Source organism: Enterococcus ureilyticus (genome assembly GCF_001730315.1).
Lineage (GTDB): Bacteria > Bacillota > Bacilli > Lactobacillales > Enterococcaceae > Enterococcus_L > Enterococcus_L ureilyticus.
In genome coordinates this window covers 118,003-142,590 of the sequence record NZ_MIKC01000042.1, presented here as the reverse complement: position 1 = coordinate 142,590, position 24,588 = coordinate 118,003, and the positions used below count along the sequence as shown (strand labels likewise).

21 protein-coding genes and 2 pseudogenes are annotated in these 24,588 nt (G+C 37.5%); 4 read left to right on the top strand and 19 right to left on the bottom strand.

Translation table 11 applies throughout. The features are described 5' to 3' along the window. The first annotated feature begins 61 nt into the window (after window positions 1-61). Window positions 62-1,804, top strand: coding sequence for an ABC transporter ATP-binding protein (locus BCR24_RS16230; RefSeq protein ID WP_069641543.1), 1,743 nt, complete (start codon window positions 62-64; stop codon window positions 1,802-1,804). Continuing rightward, window positions 1,804-3,579 (top strand): ABC transporter ATP-binding protein, encoded by a 1,776-nt coding sequence (locus BCR24_RS16225; RefSeq protein WP_069641564.1) that lies wholly within the window; start codon window positions 1,804-1,806, stop codon window positions 3,577-3,579. The genes BCR24_RS16230 and BCR24_RS16225 overlap by 1 nt, the downstream gene beginning before the upstream one ends. Before the next feature lie 195 nt (window positions 3,580-3,774). Here the strand turns inward: BCR24_RS16225 and BCR24_RS16220 are convergent, their stop codons facing one another. The 9 genes from BCR24_RS16220 to queG form a co-directional block, all read right to left on the bottom strand. Continuing rightward, window positions 3,775-4,065 (bottom strand): hypothetical protein, encoded by a 291-nt coding sequence (locus BCR24_RS16220; protein WP_069641542.1) that lies wholly within the window; start codon window positions 4,063-4,065, stop codon window positions 3,775-3,777. 33 nt (window positions 4,066-4,098) lie between these two features. Continuing rightward, the gene (locus BCR24_RS16600; RefSeq protein WP_083244437.1) at window positions 4,099-4,554 is read right to left on the bottom strand and encodes a DUF1292 domain-containing protein; all 456 of its coding nucleotides are present in this window, start codon (window positions 4,552-4,554) and stop codon (window positions 4,099-4,101) included. A 473-nt stretch (window positions 4,555-5,027) separates the two neighbouring features. Then, window positions 5,028-5,366 (bottom strand): hypothetical protein, encoded by a 339-nt coding sequence (locus tag BCR24_RS16210; protein WP_069641541.1) that lies wholly within the window; start codon window positions 5,364-5,366, stop codon window positions 5,028-5,030. Between the two features lie 2 nt (window positions 5,367-5,368). After that, window positions 5,369-5,947 (bottom strand): TreTu family toxin, encoded by a 579-nt coding sequence (locus BCR24_RS16940; protein WP_069641540.1) that lies wholly within the window; start codon window positions 5,945-5,947, stop codon window positions 5,369-5,371. Between the two features lie 259 nt (window positions 5,948-6,206). Continuing rightward, window positions 6,207-6,560: a hypothetical protein gene (locus tag BCR24_RS16200; RefSeq protein WP_069641539.1), complete on the bottom strand. Its 354-nt coding sequence runs from the start codon at window positions 6,558-6,560 to the stop codon at window positions 6,207-6,209. A 144-nt stretch (window positions 6,561-6,704) separates the two neighbouring features. Then, window positions 6,705-8,189, bottom strand: a complete 1,485-nt coding sequence (locus BCR24_RS16195) for a hypothetical protein (protein WP_069641538.1) — start codon at window positions 8,187-8,189, stop codon at window positions 6,705-6,707. Further along, complete coding sequence (locus tag BCR24_RS16190; protein ID WP_069641537.1) at window positions 8,179-8,547, bottom strand: DUF3958 family protein; 369 nt, start codon at window positions 8,545-8,547, stop codon at window positions 8,179-8,181. Before BCR24_RS16190 ends, BCR24_RS16195 begins: the two co-directional genes overlap by 11 nt. Before the next feature lie 5 nt (window positions 8,548-8,552). After that, complete coding sequence (locus BCR24_RS16185; RefSeq protein ID WP_069641536.1) at window positions 8,553-8,831, bottom strand: TIGR04197 family type VII secretion effector; 279 nt, start codon at window positions 8,829-8,831, stop codon at window positions 8,553-8,555. 310 nt (window positions 8,832-9,141) lie between these two features. Further along, window positions 9,142-10,287, bottom strand: a complete 1,146-nt coding sequence (gene queG / locus BCR24_RS16180; protein ID WP_069641535.1) for a tRNA epoxyqueuosine(34) reductase QueG — start codon at window positions 10,285-10,287, stop codon at window positions 9,142-9,144. Between the two features lie 395 nt (window positions 10,288-10,682). Between queG and BCR24_RS16175 the strand changes: the two genes are divergently transcribed. Further along, complete coding sequence (locus BCR24_RS16175; protein WP_069641534.1) at window positions 10,683-12,599, top strand: MucBP domain-containing protein; 1,917 nt, start codon at window positions 10,683-10,685, stop codon at window positions 12,597-12,599. Between the two features lie 98 nt (window positions 12,600-12,697). Here BCR24_RS16175 and BCR24_RS17225 read toward each other — a convergent pair. The 3 genes and pseudogenes from BCR24_RS17225 to BCR24_RS16160 form a co-directional block, all read right to left on the bottom strand. Next, a pseudogene (locus tag BCR24_RS17225) lies at window positions 12,698-13,116 on the bottom strand (MDR/zinc-dependent alcohol dehydrogenase-like family protein); the annotation flags it as partial. Window positions 13,117-13,200: 84 nt separating this feature from the next. After that, a complete protein-coding gene (locus BCR24_RS16165; protein ID WP_069641532.1) occupies window positions 13,201-14,262 on the bottom strand; it encodes a C45 family autoproteolytic acyltransferase/hydrolase in 1,062 nt (353 codons plus the stop codon). Between the two features lie 125 nt (window positions 14,263-14,387). Then, window positions 14,388-16,037 carry a peptide ABC transporter substrate-binding protein gene (locus BCR24_RS16160; RefSeq protein ID WP_069641531.1) on the bottom strand — a complete coding sequence of 550 codons (1,650 nt, stop codon included), beginning with the start codon at window positions 16,035-16,037 and terminating at the stop codon, window positions 14,388-14,390. 216 nt (window positions 16,038-16,253) lie between these two features. Between BCR24_RS16160 and BCR24_RS16155 the strand changes: the two genes are divergently transcribed. Beyond that, window positions 16,254-17,357, top strand: a complete 1,104-nt coding sequence (locus BCR24_RS16155) for an NAD(P)/FAD-dependent oxidoreductase (RefSeq protein ID WP_069641530.1) — start codon at window positions 16,254-16,256, stop codon at window positions 17,355-17,357. An 89-nt stretch (window positions 17,358-17,446) separates the two neighbouring features. Here BCR24_RS16155 and BCR24_RS16150 read toward each other — a convergent pair. From BCR24_RS16150 to BCR24_RS16120, 7 genes and pseudogenes are all read right to left on the bottom strand, one after another. After that, a pseudogene (locus tag BCR24_RS16150) lies at window positions 17,447-17,674 on the bottom strand (transposase); the annotation flags it as partial. A gap of 22 nt (window positions 17,675-17,696) precedes the next feature. Further along, on the bottom strand, window positions 17,697-19,016 hold the full coding sequence (locus BCR24_RS16145; RefSeq protein WP_069641528.1) for an amidohydrolase: 1,320 nt from the start codon (window positions 19,014-19,016) through the stop codon (window positions 17,697-17,699). Further along, entirely contained in the window at window positions 19,000-20,739 is a 1,740-nt protein-coding gene (locus BCR24_RS16140) for an adenine deaminase C-terminal domain-containing protein (protein WP_069641527.1), read from the bottom strand. Before BCR24_RS16140 ends, BCR24_RS16145 begins: the two co-directional genes overlap by 17 nt. A 21-nt stretch (window positions 20,740-20,760) precedes the next feature. Beyond that, complete coding sequence (locus BCR24_RS16135; protein ID WP_069641526.1) at window positions 20,761-21,825, bottom strand: ABC transporter substrate-binding protein; 1,065 nt, start codon at window positions 21,823-21,825, stop codon at window positions 20,761-20,763. A gap of 27 nt (window positions 21,826-21,852) precedes the next feature. Next, entirely contained in the window at window positions 21,853-22,893 is a 1,041-nt protein-coding gene (locus tag BCR24_RS16130) for an ABC transporter ATP-binding protein (protein WP_069641525.1), read from the bottom strand. Window positions 22,894-22,948: 55 nt separating this feature from the next. Next, on the bottom strand, window positions 22,949-23,728 hold the full coding sequence (locus BCR24_RS16125) for an ABC transporter permease (protein ID WP_069641524.1): 780 nt from the start codon (window positions 23,726-23,728) through the stop codon (window positions 22,949-22,951). Beyond that, the gene (locus tag BCR24_RS16120; protein ID WP_069641523.1) at window positions 23,721-24,557 is read right to left on the bottom strand and encodes an ABC transporter permease; all 837 of its coding nucleotides are present in this window, start codon (window positions 24,555-24,557) and stop codon (window positions 23,721-23,723) included. Before BCR24_RS16120 ends, BCR24_RS16125 begins: the two co-directional genes overlap by 8 nt. Window positions 24,558-24,588: the final 31 nt, after the last annotated feature.

Here is a 24,588-nt window from a genome sequence, read left to right as displayed (position 1 = left end):
TGACCTTCAAGTCACTTGAAGGTGTAAAATTCCTTTTGTTCGATAAAAAGGAGGAATTTAGATGAAAATCATTCAGTTTTTCATTAAAAAAAATAGAAAACTTATTTTTGTGACCGTCATCAGTTTATGTCTACAAATTATTGGAACGCTTGGCGTGCCAATGTTGGTCGCTCAATTGATCGATGTAGGGATTGCAAGTGGCGATAAACAATCAATCAAAACGATTGGGTTACAAATGTTAGCAATGGCTTTATTCGGTGCGCTTGCCGCGATTTTGGGCAGTTATCTTTCTGCAAAAGTCGCTGCTAAATTTGGCTTTGAAACGCGAACACTATTTTTCGACAAGCTTCAAACCTTTTCTATTAAAGATGCAGATCGCTTCGGGACAGGATCATTACTGACCAGAATGACAAATGATGTTGATAATATTCAGCAGATGATCGTTTTGTTTTTGCAATTGATTTTACCTGCACCGATCATCGCTATTTTCTCTCTTTATATGACATTTACCTATTCAGCTACGTTAGCTTTGGTTCCATTGATCGCTATAGCTGCTTTTGCTTTGATCGTTTATATTCTAATGAAAAAAGGGACACCATTATCTTTGTTGATCCAGCCAAAAATGGATAAAATCATTGTGACCTTGCGAGAATTTTTTACTGGGATCAATATGATCCGAGCTTTTAATAATCAAGATTATGAAGAGGAACGGACAAATAAGACCTTTTCTGACTATGCAAATGGTATGATTCGTGTTAATCGTATTTTTGCTTTTATTACACCTGTCGCCTTCTTGTTAATGGGCATCGTTTTTTCTTCTATTCTATGGTTTGGTGGGAATTTAGTGGCTCTTGGGACCTTGCAAATCGGTACAGTTTCAGCAGTGGTGGAATATTCTTTATTAACATTATCTTACTTAATGATCGCTGCTATGGTTTTAGTCATGGTGCCTAGATCTTTCGCTTCTGTAAAAAGAATCGAAGAAATTTTGAACACACAAGACGAAATCTCTGATCCTAAACAGTCCGCTACACTCAATGCAAGTGGATGTGAAAATGCATTGATCGACTTAACCCATGTGACATTCAGTTATGATCAAGCGGATGAACCTGTTTTAGAGGATATTCATTTTAGTATTCCTAAAGGGAAAATTACAGCGATTGTAGGTGGAACTGGCTCTGGTAAAAGTACTGTTGCTAAATTATTATTACGACTTAGCGATGTATCTGAAGGTGCGATTTTATTTGATGGTGTGGATATCAGAAATGTTACGCAAGAAGAGCTACGCTCTAAAATCAGTTACGTTCCTCAAAAAGCCTTTCTATTTAGCGGAACCATCAAAAGTAATTTGTTGATGGGGTATACTGAAGCAACAAAAACAGATATGGACCGAGCAGCTACTATTGCACAATTGTCTTCTTATCTGACAACGTTAGAAAACGGCTATGAGTCCTTTGTCGCTCAAGGGGGTACGAACTTTTCTGGAGGTCAAAGACAACGTTTATGTATTGCACGTGCTTTGATTAAACCAGCCGATATTTATATTTTCGATGATAGCTTCTCAGCTCTAGATTACCAAACAGATGCAGCACTCAGATTAGCTTTAAAAGAAGAAATGTCAGATAAAACATTATTGATCGTGGCTCAAAGATTAAGCACGATTCAACAAGCAGATTCTATTATTGTCCTAGATGAAGGGAAAATCGTTGGCCAAGGAACCCATAGCCAATTGCTACAAAATAACCAAACCTACCAAGAGTTTGCCCGCTCTCAAGGAATGCTTACGAAAGGAGCACAAGCATGATGAAAAAAGTAAATAAGCAAACAATAAAACGTTTCTTTCTATTGATCCGACCTGAACGTCCGATTTTTCTAGGCTTGATTTTTTGTAGTTTAATCGGAAATGCCTTAGTTATTGCGATGCCGTTTATCATGGGGATCGCAATTGATGATTTACTAACATTGATCCAAACGCAAGGAATCGGACAAATCAGCTTTTCAATGATCCAAGAAGCTTTGTTGACACCTGTTTTGATTTTGATCGTCTTTTCAATTCTCAGTAGTGTAATGTCTTACACGCAAGAACGTGTGATGGCTGCTTTAAGTGAACGAATCACATTAAGAGTCAGAAAAGAAGTAACGAAGAAATTCAAATCTTTGCCGATGGCGTTCTTTGATCAACACCAAGTTGGCGATATTTTAAGCCGAACAACAACTAGTTTAAATCAATTATCACAAGTTTTCTTAACTGGAATCAATCAGTTTTTCACTTCGATTTCAACAATTATTTTTGCTGGTATCATGTTGTTTTATATTGATGTAAAATTAACCTTGATCGTTGTACTGTTGATTGCTGCGAGCTCATTTTTGACAGGTAAAATTGCGAACAAAAATAAACAATTAGCCGAAGCAAGTCAGTCAGAATTGGGGATTTTAAATAATAAAACGGAGGAATTTCTATCTGGAAGTTTGGTAACAAAAACGTTTAATCAACAAGCTCATGCTAAACAAGTTATTTTAGAAACCAACCAAAAACATTATAAGGCCTTTTTAAAGGCTCAATTTATGAACTTTGCGATTTATCCAGCGATTCGTTTGATCAATCAGTTGGCTTTTATTGTCAGTGCGATCATTGGTGCCTTCTTAGTTTTACAAGGCGGAATCACGATTGGACTACTTCAAGCTTATCTACAATATATCAATCAAGTTTCTGAACCGATTTCTACAGCTTCTTATGTCATCAATTCGATTCAAGCAGCTCTAGCAGCCGTCGATCGGATTTTTGAAATTTTAGATGCAGAAGATGATATTCCAGAAAAAGCGAACGTACAAATCATCGATAAACCAACCGGTGCGATCGATTTTGATCACGTTCAGTTTGGTTATACTGAAGAAAAAATGTTGATGAAACAAGTTGATTTTTCTGTTAAACCAAAACAAATGGTGGCGATTGTTGGACCCACTGGTGCTGGTAAAACAACGTTAGTGAATTTACTGATGCGTTTTTATGAATTAAATGGTGGACATATTACCTTTGATGGCGTAAATATCACTGACCTTTCTAGAACAAATCTTCGCAGTATGTTTGGGATGGTTTTACAAAATACGTGGTTATTTGAAGGAACGATTGCTGAAAATATTGCATATGGGCGTATGGATGCGACACGAGAAGAAATCATTGAAGCTGCTAAAATTGCCCAATGCGATCACTTTATTCGGACTTTACCAAATGGTTATGATTCGATTATTTCCAGTGAAAACGGCTCACTATCTCAAGGTCAACAACAATTATTGACGATTGCCAGAATCATTTTAGCAAATCCTCCTGTGGTTATTTTGGATGAAGCAACGTCTAGTGTAGATACGAGAACGGAAGCTCATATTCAAAAAGCGATGGATGAAGTGACAAATAATCGAACAAGCTTTGTGATTGCACACCGTTTATCTACGATTGAAAATGCTGATCTGATTTTAGTGATGAAAGACGGCGATATCGTGGAGAAAGGAAATCATCAAGAGTTGTTAGCTAAACCTTCGTTGTACGCTTCTTTGTATAATAGTCAGTTTCAGCAGACGTAAGAGTTAACAAGAGGTTGTGAAAAAAGTCGTTTAGGCTCGAGTAATTGGACTAAAAACCGCACAATGCGCTTTATGTGTTGTATGGTTTTTAGTCCAATTGCCGTTTTCACATCGTTTAATCGGCTTCACGATGACATGAATAAACCACAAGAGTTTTGTCTTAGTCACTTTTATCTTAAAGAACCGGTGTCCAAACTATCCTTCTGCTTTTCTAACTAAAACACAATACTCATTTTTGATATTCACTTCATATTCTCCCAAAATACGAATGATCTTTTGTTCTACTTTGCTGATTCCAAGCTTTTTATACATTTTACGTTGCGTTCGCCAATGGATAAGCCAAAAGAGGATACCACCTGAAAACCAAACGAATTGATCGACTTCCGTTGGGCAGTGACTGACTAGAGTGGGTAACTGTGTAATAACTGCTCCTGTGAAGACATAGTCTTCTTTTCTTTTTTTCAAATTATTGTATAGTGATGCCATATCATTTAATTCGATTGTTTTTTCCTCCGTTTTTTACTCTTGTGCAAGATACGTAGTAAATACTTCATCTAATAATGCCCATTCTTCTTCTGATTCTACATTTGCTAATCCATTTTCCATACCTGGACCATCTTTAATACTAGTAGTTGAGTATGCCATGAACTCCCCTTGATCTATTTCAGTTTCTTGATAGATATAAACGTAGGTTTTCCCGAATTGTTTTTGTGCATCGATTTTTAAAACAACCGTACAAAGTTCTTCATTGCCATCATCATCCACTAAAATAAATTTCTCTGAACTTTCATCTATAGATGATTCATAATACACCGTATAATCAAATTTATCACTTTTGTATTTTGATGTCAGATTGTTTTGGTTGGTGTATATATAGATAGTGAAGCATAGTAACAACAAAAAGATGATTAGTGGCTTCATTTTTATTTTCGTTTTCTTTGATTTGATCTCTTTTAGTAGCTGTATAAATTTCAACCTTTTGTCTCCAACTTTTATTTTATAGATGTTTTCTTTTTTTCTGATTATTTGACTATATGCTCTGATTCATCGCTTATTTTCTGTTTAAATCATTTTTATTGTTTTGACACTTAAAAAACGGTATTAGTCGACGCCCTTCACTCATACTATTTCATAGCAAAATGGCTGTATACTTAATAAACATTCAAAAAGGCTAGGATAGTCCTATGGATGTTTGTACAATAAATATAGCTGGTTTTTGCTAGCTATTGAGAACTTGGTTAGTGAGTTCGTGCTTACTATCAATGATTGTACACTTAATAAACATTCAAAAAGACTAGAAATGTCCTTTGAATTTTTGTACAATAAATACAGCTAGCTTTTGTTAGCTATTGGCAACTTGATTAGTGAGCTTGGACTTACTATTCAAGGCTCTATTTTCTCGATTCCCTTCGAGTAGTAGAGTGCCTTTTTTATTTCAAAAAATTATATTATAGATTAACAAAATAATTAATTCCTCTCGTTAGTTGTTCTTTCAACTCTTTTTTAGAGGTACTCTCATTATCATACCAACTATATGATATTTTTGCTCTATCAGCTTCAACAGTTGCTATTTCAAACGAAACAAATCTATAAGGTGCATAACTAGCTTGTTCTACGACTAATTCAGCCATAGCTATATCATTTTCAAAGCTAACAACAAAACCATCTTTTTCATTACGTAAAACATCAATATTTATATTGTTATTTTTAAAATAGGTTTCATTTTCTTCACACCATTCTATAACAATTGATTTGATTTCTTGAAATAACTTTTCTTTATCACTCATGATTACTTACCACCTAAATTTTTTATATTAAGAGCATCTGGCATTTCAGTAATTGCTGGCAATCCTTTTTTTTGATTCAAACGATCGATAAGTGAACCTGGTCCTGGGATTTGAGACCAGTTTTCATTTCCTGCTGGATATAAAGAATTTTTAGCTACATCAAATTCAGAATATATTGATCCATTAGGAGCAGAAGGAAAAGCGTCTTTACTTGCAGGAGACGCAACATAAGTCCTGTTCCCATTAGGAGACATTTGAACTTTTCCTGTATCAATCATTTTATTATATTCATCGTTAGACATCCAACGTCCGACTGTGGAATTTCCATCTTCTGGTAAGGTAGAAACAACATTTGTATTAGTTCCCCCAGCCCCACTAGCTTTCCCAGGAGCCTTCACCTTAGATGGCTTGCCTTTCACGCTCTGAATCTTCTTGCCTGGCACAGTTATTGTTTTATTCGATTTCCCAATGTCATTCACTCTTGGGCCTCGGTTTATTATTGGTGATTTCGTTGGGGATTGGCTTGATTTTCCTCTTCCAACATTTGTTATCTGTTTGGCTCCAACTCCTAATGCTGCCAAGCTATTCGCTAATGAGGTTCCTCTAGCGAGTCTTTTATTGAGGCGGGAAATTAAGCTATAAAAGTAGAAAAAGAAACGACCAATTTCAATCACTTCTTTTTCAATAACAAATTTTTTTATAATAAATACAGTTAGCTATTGGCAACTTGATTAGTGAGTTCATGCTTACTAGTCAAAGCTCTATTTTCTCGATTCCCGTCGAGTGGTAGAGTGCCTTTTTTATTTTATGAATATTTACTCCATTCAAATCAAAATTCTTTTAATATCCCAAAGATTCTAATAATTCTAATCCCATTTCTCTACATTTTTCCCATTCCAAAGATTTTTTCACAGCTTCATCCGTCCATAAACTCTTATCATTATTCATTTCTTCCAAAAAAGAGTTTATTTTTTCCCCTAAATTTAACTGTTCTTCCGTTATCCAGCCGTTTTCAAATAAGATTTTCATTCTTTCCATGTCAATATCGGAAAAATCAGAAGCTAATTCGTCCGATAAATCAGCATGTTTATACTTCTCCTTTTGAATTTTAAAACTACTAGAAAAAATCTGCAAATTTTTAATAAGTAAACCATGAATAGCTATTAAATCATCCACGTTATTATAATTGTTCATTAAATATTTCCTCCCTAGTCAATTTCATATCTGCCGTCCATATAAATTCTAACTGTTGGTTTGTTCGGTTGTGATATCTTATAATAAGGAACTTCTCCATGGTGACCATTTCCAGGGTGATACTGAATATATCTTGAATCTCCACTAGTTCCTTTGGGAGGATTCATAGGGAATACCTGCACTTCCACCTTTTTTCAGAGGTGTTACCGTCCATCCTTCTCTTTTTACAAAATCAGTAACATCTGCAGGGTTAACATTAATTAAAGAGCCAGGCGTATCCATTAGTTCACTTATTGAACTCACGGGATTCTTCCAATGAACATTTCCAGCGCCATATTTATTTTTAAAATAGTTATTCCAATCTTTTCCAGATACAGGATTCTCTGCGCCAAAATCTGTTTTAGGAGAATTAGCCCCACTAGCTTTTCCAGGAGCCTTCACCTTAGATGGCTTGCCTTTCACGCTCTGAATCTTCTTGCCTGGCACAGTTATTGTTTTATTCGATTTCCCAATGTCATTCACTCTTGGGCCTCGGTTTATTATTGGTGATTTCGTTGGGGATTGGCTTGATTTTCCTCTTCCAACATTTGTTATCTGTTTGGCTCCAACTCCTAATGCTGCCAAGCTATTCGCTAATGAGGTTCCTCTAGCGAGTCTTTCTAGTGGCGTTAATTTCTTTCCTGTCTTACTATCGATCCCTGTCCGTAGCTCTTCAAATAATCTTAAGTTTTGCTCCACTAGAAGATCCATTACACCTGGTTCTCTTTCTGGTGTAAAATAATCAGAACCATATTTTTTTAGCATACGAGCAACCCAGTCATTGTACAAGAATGTTTTTTCAATATCTTCTGGATCTGCTGTCGTATGTCCTTCTTTGACCCAACACCAGACTTTGCCGCCGTTAAAATCAATTTGTTTATACTCTAAGCCATCCATATTCGGCATTTGATCTTTAAGACGTTCTTTCTCTCGCTCTTGCCACTTTTTACCGATCGTATCCATCCATGAGCGATCTTTTAGATTTCCATTTGAGAAGGTTCCTTTTTGAGCATTAAAGCCTTTGCCTCCACTTACTTGAGCCAATCCTTGATCTATTGCATTTTTTAAGCTCGTCACCTCTACAAAAATCATAGTTGAAAATGCATGAAAAGCCAAGAGTTTTTGTAATTGTTTTTCCAATTTTGCTTTAGCATTAGTATAATCGCTGATCAACCCATTCGCTTCTCGAATATGTTGGACTCGTTCACTAGATACCGGCAATAGTTCTTTAACTTGCTCGATCTGCTCTTGCATGCCTTGGATTTGCACTTCATATTGTTGAATTTCTCTTTCTAGTTCTGATGATTTTAAGTCACAGCTATCTACTTGTGCTACATAATCAGTCGGTAGCTTTTCTACTGCTTTTGCCGTTGCTTCTACCACGAGAATCGCTCCTTGAATCAATGGCACATAAGCTTCTTGGAAGTAGCCTTTAGCAGAATCATAGGCTAAACTCCTTAATACTTGATCTGCTGTGAAATTGCTTATCGCCTCTTGTAAGCCAGTAAGCCCACTCTGGTAATTATTACAAACACTGGTCGTTGTGCTTCCTTGTGTTTTTGAAGGACCTAGATACATATCAATGCTCATCTTTTTCCTCCATTTCTATTAAAGTACGCTTTTTCTCATAATAAAGATGATCTTGTTCCTCTTCTAGGCTTCGATTTTCCTTATGCAAGCGTTCTTTTTCATCTTCTAATTGATAAAAAATAGCTTGTTGTCTTTGTTTTGTTTGCCAGTTCAGTTCTTCGGCTAAATAGTTTCCCTCTGCATCACCGACAAAGGTATCAAAGCGTTCGATCAGTTGATTCCCTCGGTAAAATAATTCTTGATACTCCTCTTCTATTCGCTGTACCGCCCTTTGTGTTTCAATTGTTTCTTCCAACTTATTTTCAACTTGGCGTTCTCTCTGTGCAAGTTCATCCCATTCATTGATTTCTTTAGCCATTCGTCTTACCCGTTCCTACTGACCATTCGACGAATCGTTTCATCGGCTGCTTCGAATTCGGCTGCTACACTTTTTAAGTTGTTTGCATCCGTTGCAATTGCAGCATTGATCGTCTGAATCATTGTACGCATCTCAGTAATAGCTTGTTGCGCTGCCTCATTTCCAGAAATCGTTGATTGTCCATCACTTACAACTAACCCACCGCTACTCAAGCCCGCCATCGCTGTAAAAATTCCTGACGCCAACTCGCCAGCTACAGTGCTATCGCTATTAATTTCTTCCATTGCACTCACTCCCTTAATTGTATCTAAACGAAATATAATCATATCCTACAGAAAAATTAATTTTACCATATAGATTTTTACCATTTTTTCTATTTTTTCTTAATCTCAAGAAAGACATGAGAAATTATCAGTATTTATCAAATTTTTCCGATTTTATTTCTTCTTTTTATAAATCTATACTATTTTATTGACTATTCTCACTCCTTTAATCTTTTTTTAAACGAAAACAAAAACATGGGAAACAAGCAGAAATAAATCTGATTGTTTCCCATGTTTTTCGTAAATATCGTTTTCCAACACGATTATACTCTTACTTTTCTAACCTCTTGATTGCATTCTTTATTTCCACCAGTACCTCTTCTTCTGGCTCAACTTCCAGCAACTCATTTAAAATCCCCAACCATTTTTCCGCTTCTTTATTCCCTAATTTCCCGATTGCCCAAGCAGCGGTTCCTCTAATCACAGGACGAACGTCTTCTGTTGCACAAACTAAAATTTCTGGTAAAGCGCTACGATCTCCTAAATTGGCTAAAGCAATCAAGGCATTTCTTTGTAAAGGCTTTTTCCCTCGCCAGGAACCTGAAAGATGTCCAAACGTTTCTTTAAACTCTTTATTCGAAAGGCTCAGCATCGGTTTTAGTTTTGGGTAAACAGTATCGACTTCTGGTTCCATTTCTTCATGAAAATGAAAATTTTTCCCTCTATTATACGGGCAAACAAGCTGGCAAATATCACAGCCATAAATAACATTGTGCATTTTTTTTCGGTATTCTTCTGGCATCATCTCTTTGGTTTGGGTTTGATAGGATAGACATTTCTTCGCGTTCATACTGCCATTACCTAAAAGTGCTTGCGTGGGACAAGCAGTCACGCACCGTGTACAGTCCCCACATCCGAAAGGAACAGGTTTGTCTGCTTCGAAATCAATATTGGTCACGATTTCACCTAAATAAACAAATGAGCCGAACTCTTCTGTGATCAACAACCCATTTCTACCAATAAAGCCCAATCCCGCACGCTGAGCAGCTGCCACATCGACTAGTTCCCCCGTATCGACTTGTGGCGCAAAACGCCATGCCTCTGCTTCTTTTTGGCTTTGCGCTTGTGATTGAATATATTCGATCAATTTTGATAAACGGTCTCGTAAAACATCATGATAATCAATCCCCCATGAGGCTCTAGCAAACATCCCTCTTTTTTCATCTCTAGGTACTTTTCCTTCTATTTTAGTCGGATAGGCTAAGGCAATCGAAATAATCGTTTTAGGATTTTCAAAGGTCTTTTCAGGATAGATTCGCTCTTCGATCACTTGATGTTCAAACCCTGAATTAAACCCACGCGCCTTTTGTTCCTTCAGTGAATCTTCTAACTCATAAAAAGGCTCAGCCGACGCAAAGCCAATTTTATCGATGCCTAACCGTTTACTTTCCGCTATAATTTTTTGTTTCAATGACATGATGTTTACTCCTTTATTTAAAAGCTGAACAGGCTCATTCAGCCTCGAATGGAAAATAGGAAAAAATAACTGAGGTGCCTTTTGCCTCAATTATTTTTTATCTTTTTACCAAGAGGCTAGCCTGTGAAGCTAGATAATTTTAAAAGCTGAACAGGCTTGTTTAGCCTCGAATGGAAAAAATAGTATTTCCATCTAATTATAATCTACCAAATAGAAACTTGTCAGCTTTTTGCTTACACAAATTATCTAGCTATTTTTCTTAAAAAACAATTTTTCATATTTTTCATAATATTCAAATAAAAAAACATAATTATCATTTTTTTATGATAGAATGACTTGTGATATTATTCTTTTATTATCCGCACACTTTATCATGAATTATGGAGGAAATACATATGAAGAACAGAAACAGCTTGCTAAAACATAAGAAAAACACTGCTCATTCACTCATGTTGCTTACTCTTTTAGCCCCTACTTTACTGTCATCATCACTCGTTTTTGCAGAAGGTAATGCAACTGCGATGGAGCAAACTGAGGCATCTCAAGTGCAAGAAAGTACAAACTTACCTGATGCAACGTTGGATTCATCTGAAACAGTCGGAAGTTCTAGTTCTGAAGATGTCTCAACAACGTCGACATTACCTGAACCTGAACCCCCGCTTTCAACAACAGATACTACAATCCATGAGGAAACGCCCGCTGTGATGATCACCCCTAGAGCAGATACCATCACTATTGCAGATCCAATTTTAAAACAAACGATTGTCTCAACACTAGGATTACCAGCTGGTAGTGAGTTAACTCAAGCAGATATGGATCGTTTGACCAATCTTTCTCTGGCTTCTGCTCAAATCAGTAGTCTTGCTGGTCTAGAACATGCAACAAATTTAGGTTCTATTTATATTAATACCACAAATAATGTGACTGATTTCAGTCCACTCGAGCAACTTTCTGCTTTGACTTATGTTACCCTTCAAACTAAAAGTTTAACAAGTGACAATTTCCCTGATTTGACTAAAAGTGCTGGAATCACCAATCTTAGTTTAGGTTCGACGAGTATTGACGATAATGTCTTGCCGAAAATCGCTCAATTGACCCAATTATCACGAATTTATTTAGATTCAAATATGAACATTACAACGATTGAACCATTAACAGTATTGCCGAATTTGAAATCTCTTTCGGTACAATTTTGTGGTATTACAGACTTTACTGTGGTGCCTGCCTTTCCGATGCTTAGTGATTTAGCCGCTTTTGGGCAAAATACAGGACGGAATGATTCACCAACAACAATGGGTCGTTCGGCTTTAGATTATGATTTTGAGCACGAAACGTTATTCTTACCTTTTTCAATGATGCCAAATCGAATGACTAATTTTGATGGGTATATTCCCCCGTTTACTCTGTCAAGCTCTGCTAGTAATACGTACCTTGACTTCAATGGCACACAATTACCTGCAAACCGTCTACAAATCACTGATCAAGGTATTACTGTGACAGGCGTGACTGAAGAAGAATTTAAGAATCTTGCTAGCATTGAATACAATGCACGATTAGATAATCCAGCTGGCTCCTACGCCCAACCGCCTGGCTTTACTTTTTATGCTATTTCTAGCGGAACTTACTTACACCAATTCAATATTTTGGACGACGGCCAACCTGTAATGGTTCATTATCAAGATTCTGATGGAAACGAATTACTTCCTGATAAACCAATGAACGGTTTAGTCGGTCAATTATTTGAAGTCTTGGCACCAGCGATTCCTGATTATGAACTTGTAGAAACAATCGGCAATACTACTGGTAGCTTCACAAATCTTAAACAAGAAGTGACCTTTATTTATAAAAAAGTGACCGCTCCGATTATCGGGCTGACAGGCAAAGTAACTAGCTTCTATATAGACGCTACGAATAAAGAAATCATCCCCTCTATAGAACAAAAGAACCCTGTTGGCATGCCATTTACAACTGATAAGCTAGAATTTGAAGGGTACACATTTAAAGAAGTTAAAGGCGATACTTCTGGTTTCTTTACTGAAAAAGATCAAATAGTCACTTATGTTTATACAAAAAATCTAGATCAGACAAAACCGACGACCTCTACTGAAACGACCACGAAAGAAAAAACAGTGGAAGCACCGCAAAGATCGAGTACGTCTACAAGCACCAGCCAAAAAGTTTCTCCCACACTTAAGAAAAAGCTACCTGCAACTGGTGAGAAAATAAACAATGTCTGGCTATTTCTTGGCCTTGCATTAATTGGATTTACGAACTATCGTTTTGTTTTAAAAAAAGGAAGACAAGAAAAATAGTAGACTATTGATAACAAGACAAACAGCAGCAAAAGTGTACTGATCCTTTTGTTGTTGCTTGTCTTGTTTATTCTCTAAATAAATTTGAAACGATCATTTTAGCTCTTTTCACTTCTGACATTGCCATTAAATGGAGCACTGACCACTACTTTCTCACGCATATGGCCCGCTTCAACATTTTCCTAAGCTTTTTTAAGTTCGCTGCATTGATCTTAACTGTATAAGTTTTCCCTACAGTTACGGCTATTTTCCCTGCTTGAGCAAGTTTAGCAAGCAACGCCAAGATTGTTCCTTGGATTTGAAGTTGATAGTTATGACCTGTTTTGGCAAACATGCACTCCCAATCAAAACTAACCGATTTATTCTTCAAACGGCTGATGTCAATTAATCCATCTAGCCCAATTTCTTTCAACCACTCAAAATTGGCCGGACTAGCAGTAGCATAGACAGTCAGTTCTGCTCAGTGAGCGAGCTGATTTAAAATCGAACCGACACCACTAGCGCCATTGATCACTAAAAAAGAAAAGAGTACGAAACAAAACGAAAGGTCCGTTTGTTTCGTACTCTAAATCCAAATAAACGCTCTTGTCTCGCGCTCTTTCTATCCAAACCATTGTTTGAATCGATAGGTATGAAACGGCTGTTCACAGGCATTGCCGAACGCTAGATGCATTTCACCTTTGCCTAAATCAAAGATCATTGAAGCTAGAGACTTGGATAGTGGATGCTCCGGAGAAGGATGATTGCAAACACTTTTTGGAAAATTACGATGATTGGCTAAAAATTGTTTCCCCAACTGCACATCAATAATTCCATGATTTTCATTCACAATCGCCTCCATTGCTTCAAAACGAGCGTGAGATGTTTTAGAACCCCCTTCTTCTGGCTCTTCCAATGCAATACTATTGTGATTGGCATGGATCATCACATCCGCTGGTTCATGAGCATAAATCTTATTGGGAAAACACTCAAAGCTTGCAATTCCTTCAACCGAATGAGATAAGCTAAACTGATTCGGCACTGCATGAGGAACACTATAGAGATACTCACGTGCTTCTTTTAAGCTTTTCTTATTGATCAGCTCTCTAATGATTCCAGCAGTAGGAATACCAGCTTGACGTTGCCCATTATCAATATATGTCCACATGACGGCTAAACCATAATTATTCATTCCCATATAGGCTGGAATACCTGGGTGACTATAAATCAACGACTCAAAATCAGAGTCTACCTCTACATGATGCACCACACAGTCCACCTCAGAGCGATATTCATCCAATCGCTCATCATTGGTTTGTCCGCAGATCACAGAACCATCAAATGTTGCATTTCCTTGAGCGGCAAAAGAGGTACACTTATCACTGATCAACTCATCAAAGAAAGAACGTTCGTAAATGGTATAAAGATACAAAATTTCTTGAAAATCCAAGCCGCTCCCTTGTGCAACGCCACGCATTTCGGCGACTACTTCTGGCGCAAATTTTTCTGTATATTCCAGATAAATTTGTGCTTTTTCCAACCACTTCACAACGATCTCAGGTGGATCATTATAAAATAATTTTTGGCTGGATAAATTGGTTTCGATCTGCATTTTCAATACCTGACCGATAGCCACACCTCGGTCAAAGGAAGAACCTGTTACTTGAATATAGCGATGAATCATAGAAAAACCTCCTAATTTAAAAACGTAGCAGACTCGATTAGCGCTGAATAACACATAGAATATCATTCACGAATCATTGGCCCGAATAGCCGAATAATCTTTCTGTAGCAACAGTTTACTTTATCTTATTGTTCAATATAAGTCCATTTGTAATCATATTCTGGACCAGAAGGTAGAATTCCTTTTACCTTTGGATTACGCAAGTGCGCCTCTGCTTTTTGATAAACCGGACAAACACCCATTGTATCCATTAAAATAGTTTCTGCTTCGATCAAATCAGTCCAACGTGCTTTAGGATCACTTGCATTGGTTGTTGCAGAAGCTTTTAGATATTCATCGAATTTATTATTATTGTATTTACCGCTATTATTGACATTATCTGAAGCAAATAATTCTAAGAACACGCTAGGATCATTATACTCAGCACCCCAACCAACTAAAATCATATCAAAATCACCACTATTTCCACGCTCTAAGCGAACAGAAAGTGGTACAGAAGAAACTTCTACCGTTATGCCTTTCAATGTTTCTTGAATCGCACCTTGCATATATTCTACCACTTTTTTAGCAGAATCAGCGTCAGATGAGAGTAAATTGATTTTGAGTGTCTTGATTCCTAATTCAGCCTGCGCTTTGCTCCAATATTCTTTAGCTTTTTCTGCGTCGTATTTCAAGTGGTTTCCAGAGTCCTTGACAAAATCAGCTTCTGTGTCAGGATTGAAAGACATATTTTTGGGAACCAAACCTGTTGCGGCGATCGATCCATCTCCTAAAACTTGATCTACTAAAGTTTGACGGTCTAGAGAATAGGAAATTGCTTTTCTAAGATTTTCATTTTGAAATTCTTTTTTACTTTGATTGTATTCTACATAGGTTGCATTTGACATGTCTTGTGAAAAGAAGGCAGGATCGTCTACCATTTGCTGTGCTAACTCGCCAGTCACAACGATATCGTCTGTTTGCCCATCCTGAAATAAATTGAGTGCAGTTGCATCTTCTTTTACCACATCAAAATTGATTTTTTCCATTGTAACATTTTCCTGATCCCAATACTTCTCGTTTTTTAAATAGCTCCATTTAGTATCGGTTCCAGCTCCTTCAAAATCACTTAATACAAAGGGACCATTATACACCATGTGTTCACTTGAACTAGCATATTTTTCTCCATTATCGGTGACTGCTTTTTCATTTTGCGGGAAAAATGGTGGTAGTGATAACAATGATTCCATGTATGGCACAGGTGAGGTTAGAGTTACTTCTAATTCGTGCTCACTTAATGCCTTAACACCTAATTCTGTTGCGGGAACTTTGCCATCCATGATTGCTTGATAGTTTTTGACAGCTTCAAATAAATAAGCAACTTCTGAGGCCGTTTTTGGTTCTACTGTCCGTTGCCATCCATAGACGTAATCTGCTGCCACAACAGGCTCTCCATTTGACCAGACAGCGTCCTCTCGTAACTTAAAGTTGTAGGTTAAGCCATCTTCACTGATTTTCGGTGGCTCGACAGCACCGGCTGGAATCAGTTTACCTGCTTTATCTGCACGAAACAACCCTTCACTTGTATTTTTCAACACACCCCAACCCACAACATCGTTTGTAACAGATACATCGATGGATGGAATTTCTTGTTTTGCCACGACTGAAAATGATTGTTCCTTGCCAGTTGCTTTTTGGCCAGTTTCACCAGTCTTTTCTTTACTAGAACCACAGCCGCTAAGTAAAACGATACAGCAAGTTGCCGCAAGTAAAGACCCTAATCTTGTATTTCTCATTCAGTAACCTCCTATATGGTTGTTTTCTTTTCTAAATGAATAGAACACTCATTATCATACCATAAAAATAAGCGTTTTCTCATTAAATTCAGGTTATTTTTTTAGAGTTAAATTTCATTCTAGGTCAACTCAAGCAGCTTCAAAGATTCTTGCATCTAAGCTAAACTTATGTAAAAATGAGTTACTTGATTCATAACGATTTAAAAGGAGTTACTTATGAAAAAAATTGCAATCATCGGCGGTGGGATCATTGGTTTGACCCTAGCCAACTATCTTGATTTGAAACAATATAGCGTAACTGTTTATGATAATCCAATTGGTCAAGCAACGAAAGCTAGCGCCGGGATTATTTCCCCGTGGTTATCAAAACGCCGGAACAAGAAATGGTATCAACTTGCGAAAGATGGCGCAGCGTTTTATCCTAAATTAGTGCAGGATTTTGCTTTACCACATAGTGTCTATCAGCAAACTGGTACGTTGATCCTTAGAAAAGATCGCGAGCTTGTCTCATTGCTCGATTTGGCTGAAGAACGCAAACAAACAGCGCCTGAGATTGGAACGGTTCAGCTGCTATCCGCTGAGGAAGTAAAGGCAAAGCTACCCTTATTGAGTGCTTCACCAGCAGTGTTTATCACGGGTGGTGGTAAGCTGGACGGTGCTAGTTACTTAGCAACCTTACGCCAGCGTGCACTTAGTCGAAATATCACTTTGAAAACAGAGCAAGTTCACATTAGCCAAGTGCAAAATCAGTGGCGAGTTCACTCAAAAGAACAAATAGAAAGTTTTGATACTATTGCTTTGTGTGCGGGACCAGGCTTGTCTGATTTGTTAAAACCACTTGGGCTGACTACCGATATCCGACCACAAAAAGGGCAATTATTAGCATTTGAAACACCTTATAAAAACAGCGGCAGCTGGCCTGTTGCTATGCTGGATGGCGAAAGTGATTTAATTCCATTTGGACATGGGCAAATTTTGGTTGGGGCTACTCATGAAAATGATGGTGGTTTTGATTTGACGCCCACCCCCGAAGCGTTTACTCATTTACAGCAAAAAACTGGGCCTTTTTTAGAGGATTCGAACTTTTTTGAACAGTATCCTGTTTCATATCGTGTGGGAACACGTGCTTATACATCTGATTTTGCACCATTTTTCAATTGCTTACCTAACAATCCTACTGCAGTCGTGGCCAGTGGTTTAGGTTCTTCAGGACTGACAACTGGACCCTACATTGGCTTTCTTTTAGCGCAATATTTTAACGAAGAGCGGAATGATTGGATGGAGTATCAAAAACCGATTGACTGTTATGTATCGAAATAAAGAAACATAAAATAGAAGACCGGAAATCGTAAAAAGGATTTTCAGTCTCCTATTTTTTACCGATTAGAAGAATCATCTTTGGTTACTGGCTTATTTAGCCTATATTTTCTTAAATTTACAGCCATCAGTACGAATACAATTTCATTGTGTGCCTGCTGTTTTCCTCGAACTAAGAACCGAGTGAACGCCAAACAAGCCTTCAAATAACTGAAAGCGAGTTCAACGTCAATTTTTCGTTGACGATAGATTTTACCGATTTCTTCCTCTGAAAGTAGCTTAAAAAGAATGACTTGATTTGTGGTATGGTTTTTAAACATGAGAACACGTTTCAAGCTCTTTTCATCGTTTTTTTGCTTCTATAACAAACTCTCTCATTTCACGATATAAGCTTTCTCTGATTTTATCCAGCTTATGATAAACCATTTTTTTATCACGCACTAGCTGTTCCCCATTTACCCACACCGACTCTACATTGCTGGCATTAGCCGAATAGACGATCGCGGAGTATGGGTCAAAAATCGGAAACATATTGACTGACTCTGTTTCAATCAATGTTAAGTCCGCTTTTTTACCAATTTCGATTGATCCTACTTGTTTCGCTAAGCCTAGTGTTTCAGCGCCACCAATCGTTGCTAAACGAACAATTTCTCTTGCAGGAAAAAGGGCACGGTCTTGATGATACGTTTTATGACTGTTGGCAAAAAGACGCATTTGACTGAATAAATCTAGCGTATTCCCACTACTTGGGCCATCCGTCCCTAAACCAACAATGATATTTTTTTCAATCATTTTTTTGACCGGTGCAATCCCTTTCGCTGATTTTGTATTCGCACCAATACAATGGGCAACACGCGCTTTTCCTTTTGATTCTTCAATGATTTTTAAATCATGATCGTTCACTAAAATACAGTGAGCCAAAATAAACTCTCGTTCAAAATAGCCTAATGATTGTAGAAATTCTATTGGCGTTTGGTTATACTTTTCTTGAAACTCTGTTATTTCATAGGTCATCTCAGATACATGCATCGTGATCGGCGCATTATATTTTTCACTAAGTACCACGATTTTCTTTAATACTTCTGGAGTATTTGTATTTGGTGCATGAGGTGCAATGATCGGCGTTACCAATGGATCATTTTGCCACTTTTTTAAGAACATTTCACAGTAGTCATAGCCACCAGAAGGTTGTGGACTATCACAAGTCGGCATATCGATGATGGTTTCGCCTACCAGCGCTCTGATTCCCATTTCTTTACAACTTTTAGCCACTTCATCTTCAAAATAATACATGTCGCAAAACGAAGTTACCCCACTTAATAGCATCTCAGCAATCGCATAGTCACTGCTAGCTTTGACTAATTCTTTCGTCATAAATTGCTCTAATGGAAATAAAAATCTGCGAAGTCGATCTGGTACATCATCGCCCAATGAACGGAAAGGAATCATCCCAGCATGTGTATGTGTATTGACCATTCCTGGAATCAGAATGCCATTTCTACCATCAATCACTTTATCCGCAGAAATAGTCACTGAATCAAGCTCAGAAACTGAGCCGATTTTGGCAATCAAATGGTCTTCGATCAAGACATAGCCCTTTTTGATTTCTGAAAATTGCTTATCCATTGAAAGAAGGTGAACATTTTTAATCAATGTCTTCATTTAATAACACTCCATCTTCTGGGAAGATCAAGGGATAAAATTCTTGGGTTTTTGTATCCATCATCCCCATATCTGTCACCTTGATTGCAGGTGAAACAGGTAAAGATAAAGTAGAAAATGACATGATCTCATTCATATTTCGATAGCCCAATGCTTGCATACTTGAACGAACTTTTTGTAACGAGCTGCCTAATTCTTCGATGGGCGCTTGAGATAAAATCCCACCGATCGGTAATGGACATTCCCCTGTGATTTCACCATTAGAGACAACGATATAACCGCCTTGGATCGCGACTAATTTATTTTGTGCCAATACGATATCTTCTGGTGTGTTCCCCATAACCATTACATTATGGTGGTCGTGCGCCCACGTTGTCGCGATCGCCCCTTTTTCAGTGATTGGTTTATCCATCAATGAAAATGAAGTATTGCCATTTTTACCATACCGTTCCATTACGATCAATAAAGCACAATCAGCCTCTTGCCATTGTAAAATCCCATTTTTAACTGGAATTTCTTTTGTAATTCGCTCTGTAAAAGTGCCTACTTCTTGCTTTTGGATCACATTGCAACGAACACTTTCTTTTTCAGTTGCTATTTTGATGACAAGATCATCCGTTGTAAGTGCCTTACAATGAACAGATTGTCGATAGCTGGCTGGAAACTGCTCGATCACCTCCGGATAGTCAATTGCAGCTCCTTTTTCGTAGACTTTTTCACCTGCTTTATAAACAGCATCAAAAGAAAAATTTTCTAAATCACTTAATAAAATAAAGTCCGCGATACGCCCTGGCGCAATTTCTCCACGATCATGAAACCCCATTCGTCTTGCTGGTGTATAGGTCGTCATGTAGATTGCTTTTTCGATTGGTAAGCCCGCTTTTATCGCTTTTTTGACATTCTCATTTAAGTGGCCGTTTAACAAATCGTCAGCCATTATATCATCCGTTATAATGCTAGCATATTCATAAAACTCATTTTCAATAATGACCTGCATATTTTCAGGTGTGATCGATTTATTTTGAAATTGAATAAAAACGCCAGCTTCGATTTTTTCTTTTAACGACACTGGAAATTGATGGGTATGATCTGACGTGATTCCACTAAATAGAAAATCAGCCAGCTCTTCTTCATATATTTTTGGACAATGACCTTCCAGTGGCATTGTTGGTCGTTCTTTTTTGCATAAATCAATGATTTTTCGAATCAATGATTCTGGCTCATAGGCAATACCTTTAAAATTCATCGCTTCACCTAAACAAATGATTTTAGGATTTTTCAATAGTTCTGCTACTTCTGGAAGTCCGATGATTCCACCAGTGGTTTCGAGTTCAGGAGTGGTCGACGGAACAGAGGACGGAATGGCATGGAAGATGTCCAATTCAGTTTCTGCTTTCATAAATTCATCTAATCCTTCTAACCCAAAGACGTTTGCCATTTCATGTGCATCTGCTACAACAGTCGTGACACCGAAACGTAAAACTGCTTTTGAAAAAATCGTTGGTGTCGTCATGGAGCTTTCAATGTGCATATGAGCATCAATCAAGCCGGGAATCATATACTGATTCTCGGCTTTGATGATTTTTTTTGGCGTTAAGTTCTGCATTTCTGCTTGACTGATATAATAAAATTTTCCATCTTTAATAGAGACATTTTTTTTGATAAATGATTGGGTCGCAGTTTGGAAGACCCAAGCATTTTGAATGATCATATCTACTTTCATACTTATCGCCCTTCTTATTGTTTATTGATTCATTGTGCGGTTCCACTGATCGACCCAGCTTGATAAATTGTCATTGATAAAGGAGAAATCAACTGTTTTGGCACGATCTGCGACTTGACCATATGTTTTATTTCCGGCTTGTTCTTCATCAAGCGTGACGTTGCTATTTGTTGGTCCTTCATTCAATGAAATTGCTTTTGTTTTTTGTGATGCTTCGCTAATACGATCGTTAACAAATGTATATGCTAGCTCTTTATTTTTAGAATTTTTTGGTACATTGATTGTATTATAATTTGCATAAGTACCACTTTCAGGAACAACATAGGTTGCGTCTTCAGATGCACCTTGAATAATATCAACTGCAAAATCCGCTACAACTGCAACTTCGATTTCCCCAGATTGAAACATATTTGCTAGATCCGATGATTTTGAATACGTCTTGACAACATTCGGTTTTAAGTCTTTCATTGCGGTAAAAGCAGCTTCCCCTTTATCAGACGTGATATCTTTGCCAGCATGATCACTCGCAATGTATAACATCAATGGTCCAGCTGTTGTAGAGATATCTGGTACAGAGATTTTCCCTTTCAGGTCTGAGGACCATAGATCGTCCCAGCTAGTGATTTCTTTCCCAAGTTTCTCTTTGTTATAGACAATACCGATACTATTAACCGCAATTGGAATCCCTGCACCGCTTTCGTATACTTCTTTGGCACCTGTCGTCAACTCTTTGATATTCGGTACATCTTTTTCAGTTATTTTTTCAAATAAGTCTTCTTTATTTCCTTGAGTCGCATTGGCTTGGGCTAGCTCGATCACATCAATTCCAGCATTTGGATTATTCAATAATTTTGTGTAGCGATCTGCACTATTGCCAACTTCTAATGTAACTTTTGCATCGTTTGCTTTTTCAAAAGGAGCAATGATGTCTTTTTTGACAATATCTTCACTTAAGCCAAAGGTTGAAACGACTAAGGTATTATTGCCACTGTTGTTCTCTTCTTTTGTATTGGCCTCGCTGTTACCGCATGCTGCCATTAATAAAGTAGCTGTTGCTAAAACACCGATCATTAATTTCTTTTTCATTTTGTTTAAATCCCCTTCATCTATCGTTTATTTTTCTAAAACAACTAATTTATCTGCTGGAAAAACGAGATTGACTGTATCTCCAGTTTCATAGATTTGTTCACTGGTTCCGTTGACCAGTAATTTTCCGAGTGGCGTTGTTACTTCATATTGATAGCTTTTTCCTAAGAACGTTCTCACAATAACAGAACCTTCGATAGAATCAGGTAATGTCTCTTTTACAAGCTCAATGTCTTCTGGACGAATGGTCGCTACGGTTTCAGTTGCTTCTGGCTGTGGATTTGTTGTTTGGAATTGTTGGCCATTTTCAGCAGTATATTGCCCCGCACCCGTTTTACGTATTGAAAAAAAGTTTTCAAACCCGATAAATTGTGCTACAAACTTTGTTTTCGGTAAACGGTAGATTTTTTCTGGTGAGTCATATTGTTCGATCACGCCATTATTCATGATAGCGACTTTATCAGAGATAGAGAAACATTCTTCTTGGTCATGGGTCACAAATACTGTGGTTATCCCTAATTGTTGCTGTATTCGTTTGATCTCGATGCGCATAGCTACTCTTAATTTGGCATCCAAATTACTCAAAGGTTCATCAAGCAACAATAATTTAGGTTCAATGATCAATGCACGCGCTAAAGCCACACGCTGTCTTTGTCCGCCTGAAAGTTGTTTAGGATAACGCTCTCCAAGATTTTCCAAACCGCAGACTTCTAACATTTTTGCGACTTTTTCATTAATGCTCGCTTTTGATTCTTTTCTTAGTTTCAGCCCAAACCCAACATTTTCAGCAATTGTTAAGTGAGGAAATAAAGCATAGCTTTGAAAAACCATACCAAAATTTCGTTTATGCACAGGTACTTTAGTCAAATCATCCTCTTCAAGCTTAAACGTGCCATCATTTGGTTTGATCAGTCCGGCGATCACTCGTAATGTTGTTGTTTTTCCACAACCACTAGGCCCTAGTAGTGATACTAACTCGCCTTTTTCCATTGAAATACTCAAATCTTTTAATATATCTTGTTTGCCATCATAGCTGACACGTATTTTCTTTAAATCAACAAAAGTCAAAATTTTCTCCTCTTTCTACCTATAAGTTCAAAGTCCAAGCTCGTTTCTTTGCTATTTAGGCTATTGAAGCTAAGCCCAAGGTCTTTTCAATCAAAAACATCAAGCCCATCGTCAATAACATCAACATTACTGAAATCGCTGAAACAGTTGGATCGTAATTATATTCCATATAACTAAGTAGCGAAGTCGGCAACATCGTCACTCCCGGTCCTGATAAAAACATTGAAACCGGAACATTGTTAAACGAATTTACAAATGCCAACATAAACGCTGCAAAAATCCCTGAAGAAACATTCGGTAATACAATTCGGATAAACGCACGAATTTTCGTGCACCCTAATGTCCAGGCTACTTCCTCCATTGAATAATCCAATTGCTCCATGCTGGAACCAACAACTCGAATAATATACGGTAAACTGATCAAGAAATGACCAATCAATAATCCTTGAAAAATCGGCAACCCTAATTTGATCACAATATATTGAAATAATGTATACCCAACAACGATTCCAGGAATTACTGTTGGAGATAAAAAGAAGCTTTTAATAAAATTTCTCCCTTTAACTGAATAGCGAGCAAGGGCATAAGAAGCGGGAATCCCAACTACTAATGCTAAAGCGGTCGCCAGTACGCCAATCCCTAAACTTAATTTGAAGCTGTTCATAAATGTATCTGACTGTAATGCTTTGGCATACCAGTCTAAAGTAAAACCTTTGATGGGAAACTGAATTGCTGCAGCTGTCCCAAATGACGTCACAACGATCAGGCAAAGTGGTAAAAATAGAAATAAAAATACTAGGATCGCAATCAGCGTCATTCCTTTTTGTTTACGCATTATTTGCTTCTCTCCTATCAACTTTTTTAGCTACTACATCTAATCCTTTCATCACGATCAAGGTCACAACGATCATGATCAAGGCTAAAACACTTGCTGCTTGCCAATCGCCTAACGTATTGGCTTTCTGATATAAAAAGGTCGACATCATCATTTTTTGATTCCCACCTAATAATTGTGGTGTTGTATAGGCAGTCAACGTTCCTGTAAAAACTAAGACGCTCCCAACGATCGTTCCGGGAATAGAAAGCGGCAAAACTACTTTTCTAAAAGCCGTAAAGGGACTTGCTCCTAATGTTTCTGCGGCTTCTAGCATTTCTCCTTCGATATTTTCCATCACACCCACAAGCGTCATGATCATCGTTGGTAAAAAAAGATAGACAGAGCCGATAATAATAGCAAATTCTGTATAAAGTAAATTCATCGGCTGATCGATCACGCCTATATTTAATAACAATGTATTGATTACACCTGTTTTACCTAGAATGTTGATCCAAGCAAAACTACGAATGACCGAGTTCGTCAACAGCGGAAATAACGTCATCGCCATTAAAATTCCTCGCCATTTTTTCCCAACACCTGCAATATAATACGCTGTAGGGATACCCAAAACAATTGAAATAAAGGTAACGATCAACGAAACTCTGATCGTGCGCCAAAAGATCGATAAATTATATTCATCTTTAAAAAATTCGAGGTAGTTGCTAAACGTTACCCCTTGATCTGAAAAAATAGTTGGCATGATACTTGTAATCAAAGGAATCATTAAGAAAAATAGTAATAAAATCATTCCTGGTGCCACAATAAAATACGGAACATTCTTGTTCATGTACACACTCCTCGTTCGTCTTTCCACTGAT

Bases quoted from the DNA above. Each gene is read 5' to 3' on its own strand.
- BCR24_RS16230 (WP_069641543.1), top strand. From the start codon at position 62: ATGAAAATCATTCAGTTTTTCATTAAAAAAAATAGAAAACTTATTTTT.
- BCR24_RS16225 (WP_069641564.1), top strand. From the start codon at position 1,804: ATGAAAAAAGTAAATAAGCAAACAATAAAACGTTTCTTTCTATTGATC.
- BCR24_RS16220 (WP_069641542.1), bottom strand. From the start codon at position 4,065: ATGGCATCACTATACAATAATTTGAAAAAAAGAAAAGAAGACTATGTC.
- BCR24_RS16210 (WP_069641541.1), bottom strand. From the start codon at position 5,366: ATGAGTGATAAAGAAAAGTTATTTCAAGAAATCAAATCAATTGTTATA.
- BCR24_RS16200 (WP_069641539.1), bottom strand. From the start codon at position 6,560: ATGAACAATTATAATAACGTGGATGATTTAATAGCTATTCATGGTTTA.
- BCR24_RS16195 (WP_069641538.1), bottom strand. From the start codon at position 8,189: ATGAGCATTGATATGTATCTAGGTCCTTCAAAAACACAAGGAAGCACA.
- BCR24_RS16190 (WP_069641537.1), bottom strand. From the start codon at position 8,547: ATGGCTAAAGAAATCAATGAATGGGATGAACTTGCACAGAGAGAACGC.
- BCR24_RS16185 (WP_069641536.1), bottom strand. From the start codon at position 8,831: ATGGAAGAAATTAATAGCGATAGCACTGTAGCTGGCGAGTTGGCGTCA.
- queG (WP_069641535.1), bottom strand. From the start codon at position 10,287: ATGTCATTGAAACAAAAAATTATAGCGGAAAGTAAACGGTTAGGCATC.
- BCR24_RS16175 (WP_069641534.1), top strand. From the start codon at position 10,683: ATGAAGAACAGAAACAGCTTGCTAAAACATAAGAAAAACACTGCTCAT.
- BCR24_RS16165 (WP_069641532.1), bottom strand. From the start codon at position 14,262: ATGATTCATCGCTATATTCAAGTAACAGGTTCTTCCTTTGACCGAGGT.
- BCR24_RS16160 (WP_069641531.1), bottom strand. From the start codon at position 16,037: ATGAGAAATACAAGATTAGGGTCTTTACTTGCGGCAACTTGCTGTATC.
- BCR24_RS16155 (WP_069641530.1), top strand. From the start codon at position 16,254: ATGAAAAAAATTGCAATCATCGGCGGTGGGATCATTGGTTTGACCCTA.
- BCR24_RS16145 (WP_069641528.1), bottom strand. From the start codon at position 19,016: ATGAAGACATTGATTAAAAATGTTCACCTTCTTTCAATGGATAAGCAA.
- BCR24_RS16140 (WP_069641527.1), bottom strand. From the start codon at position 20,739: ATGAAAGTAGATATGATCATTCAAAATGCTTGGGTCTTCCAAACTGCG.
- BCR24_RS16135 (WP_069641526.1), bottom strand. From the start codon at position 21,825: ATGAAAAAGAAATTAATGATCGGTGTTTTAGCAACAGCTACTTTATTA.
- BCR24_RS16125 (WP_069641524.1), bottom strand. From the start codon at position 23,728: ATGCGTAAACAAAAAGGAATGACGCTGATTGCGATCCTAGTATTTTTA.
- BCR24_RS16120 (WP_069641523.1), bottom strand. From the start codon at position 24,557: ATGAACAAGAATGTTCCGTATTTTATTGTGGCACCAGGAATGATTTTA.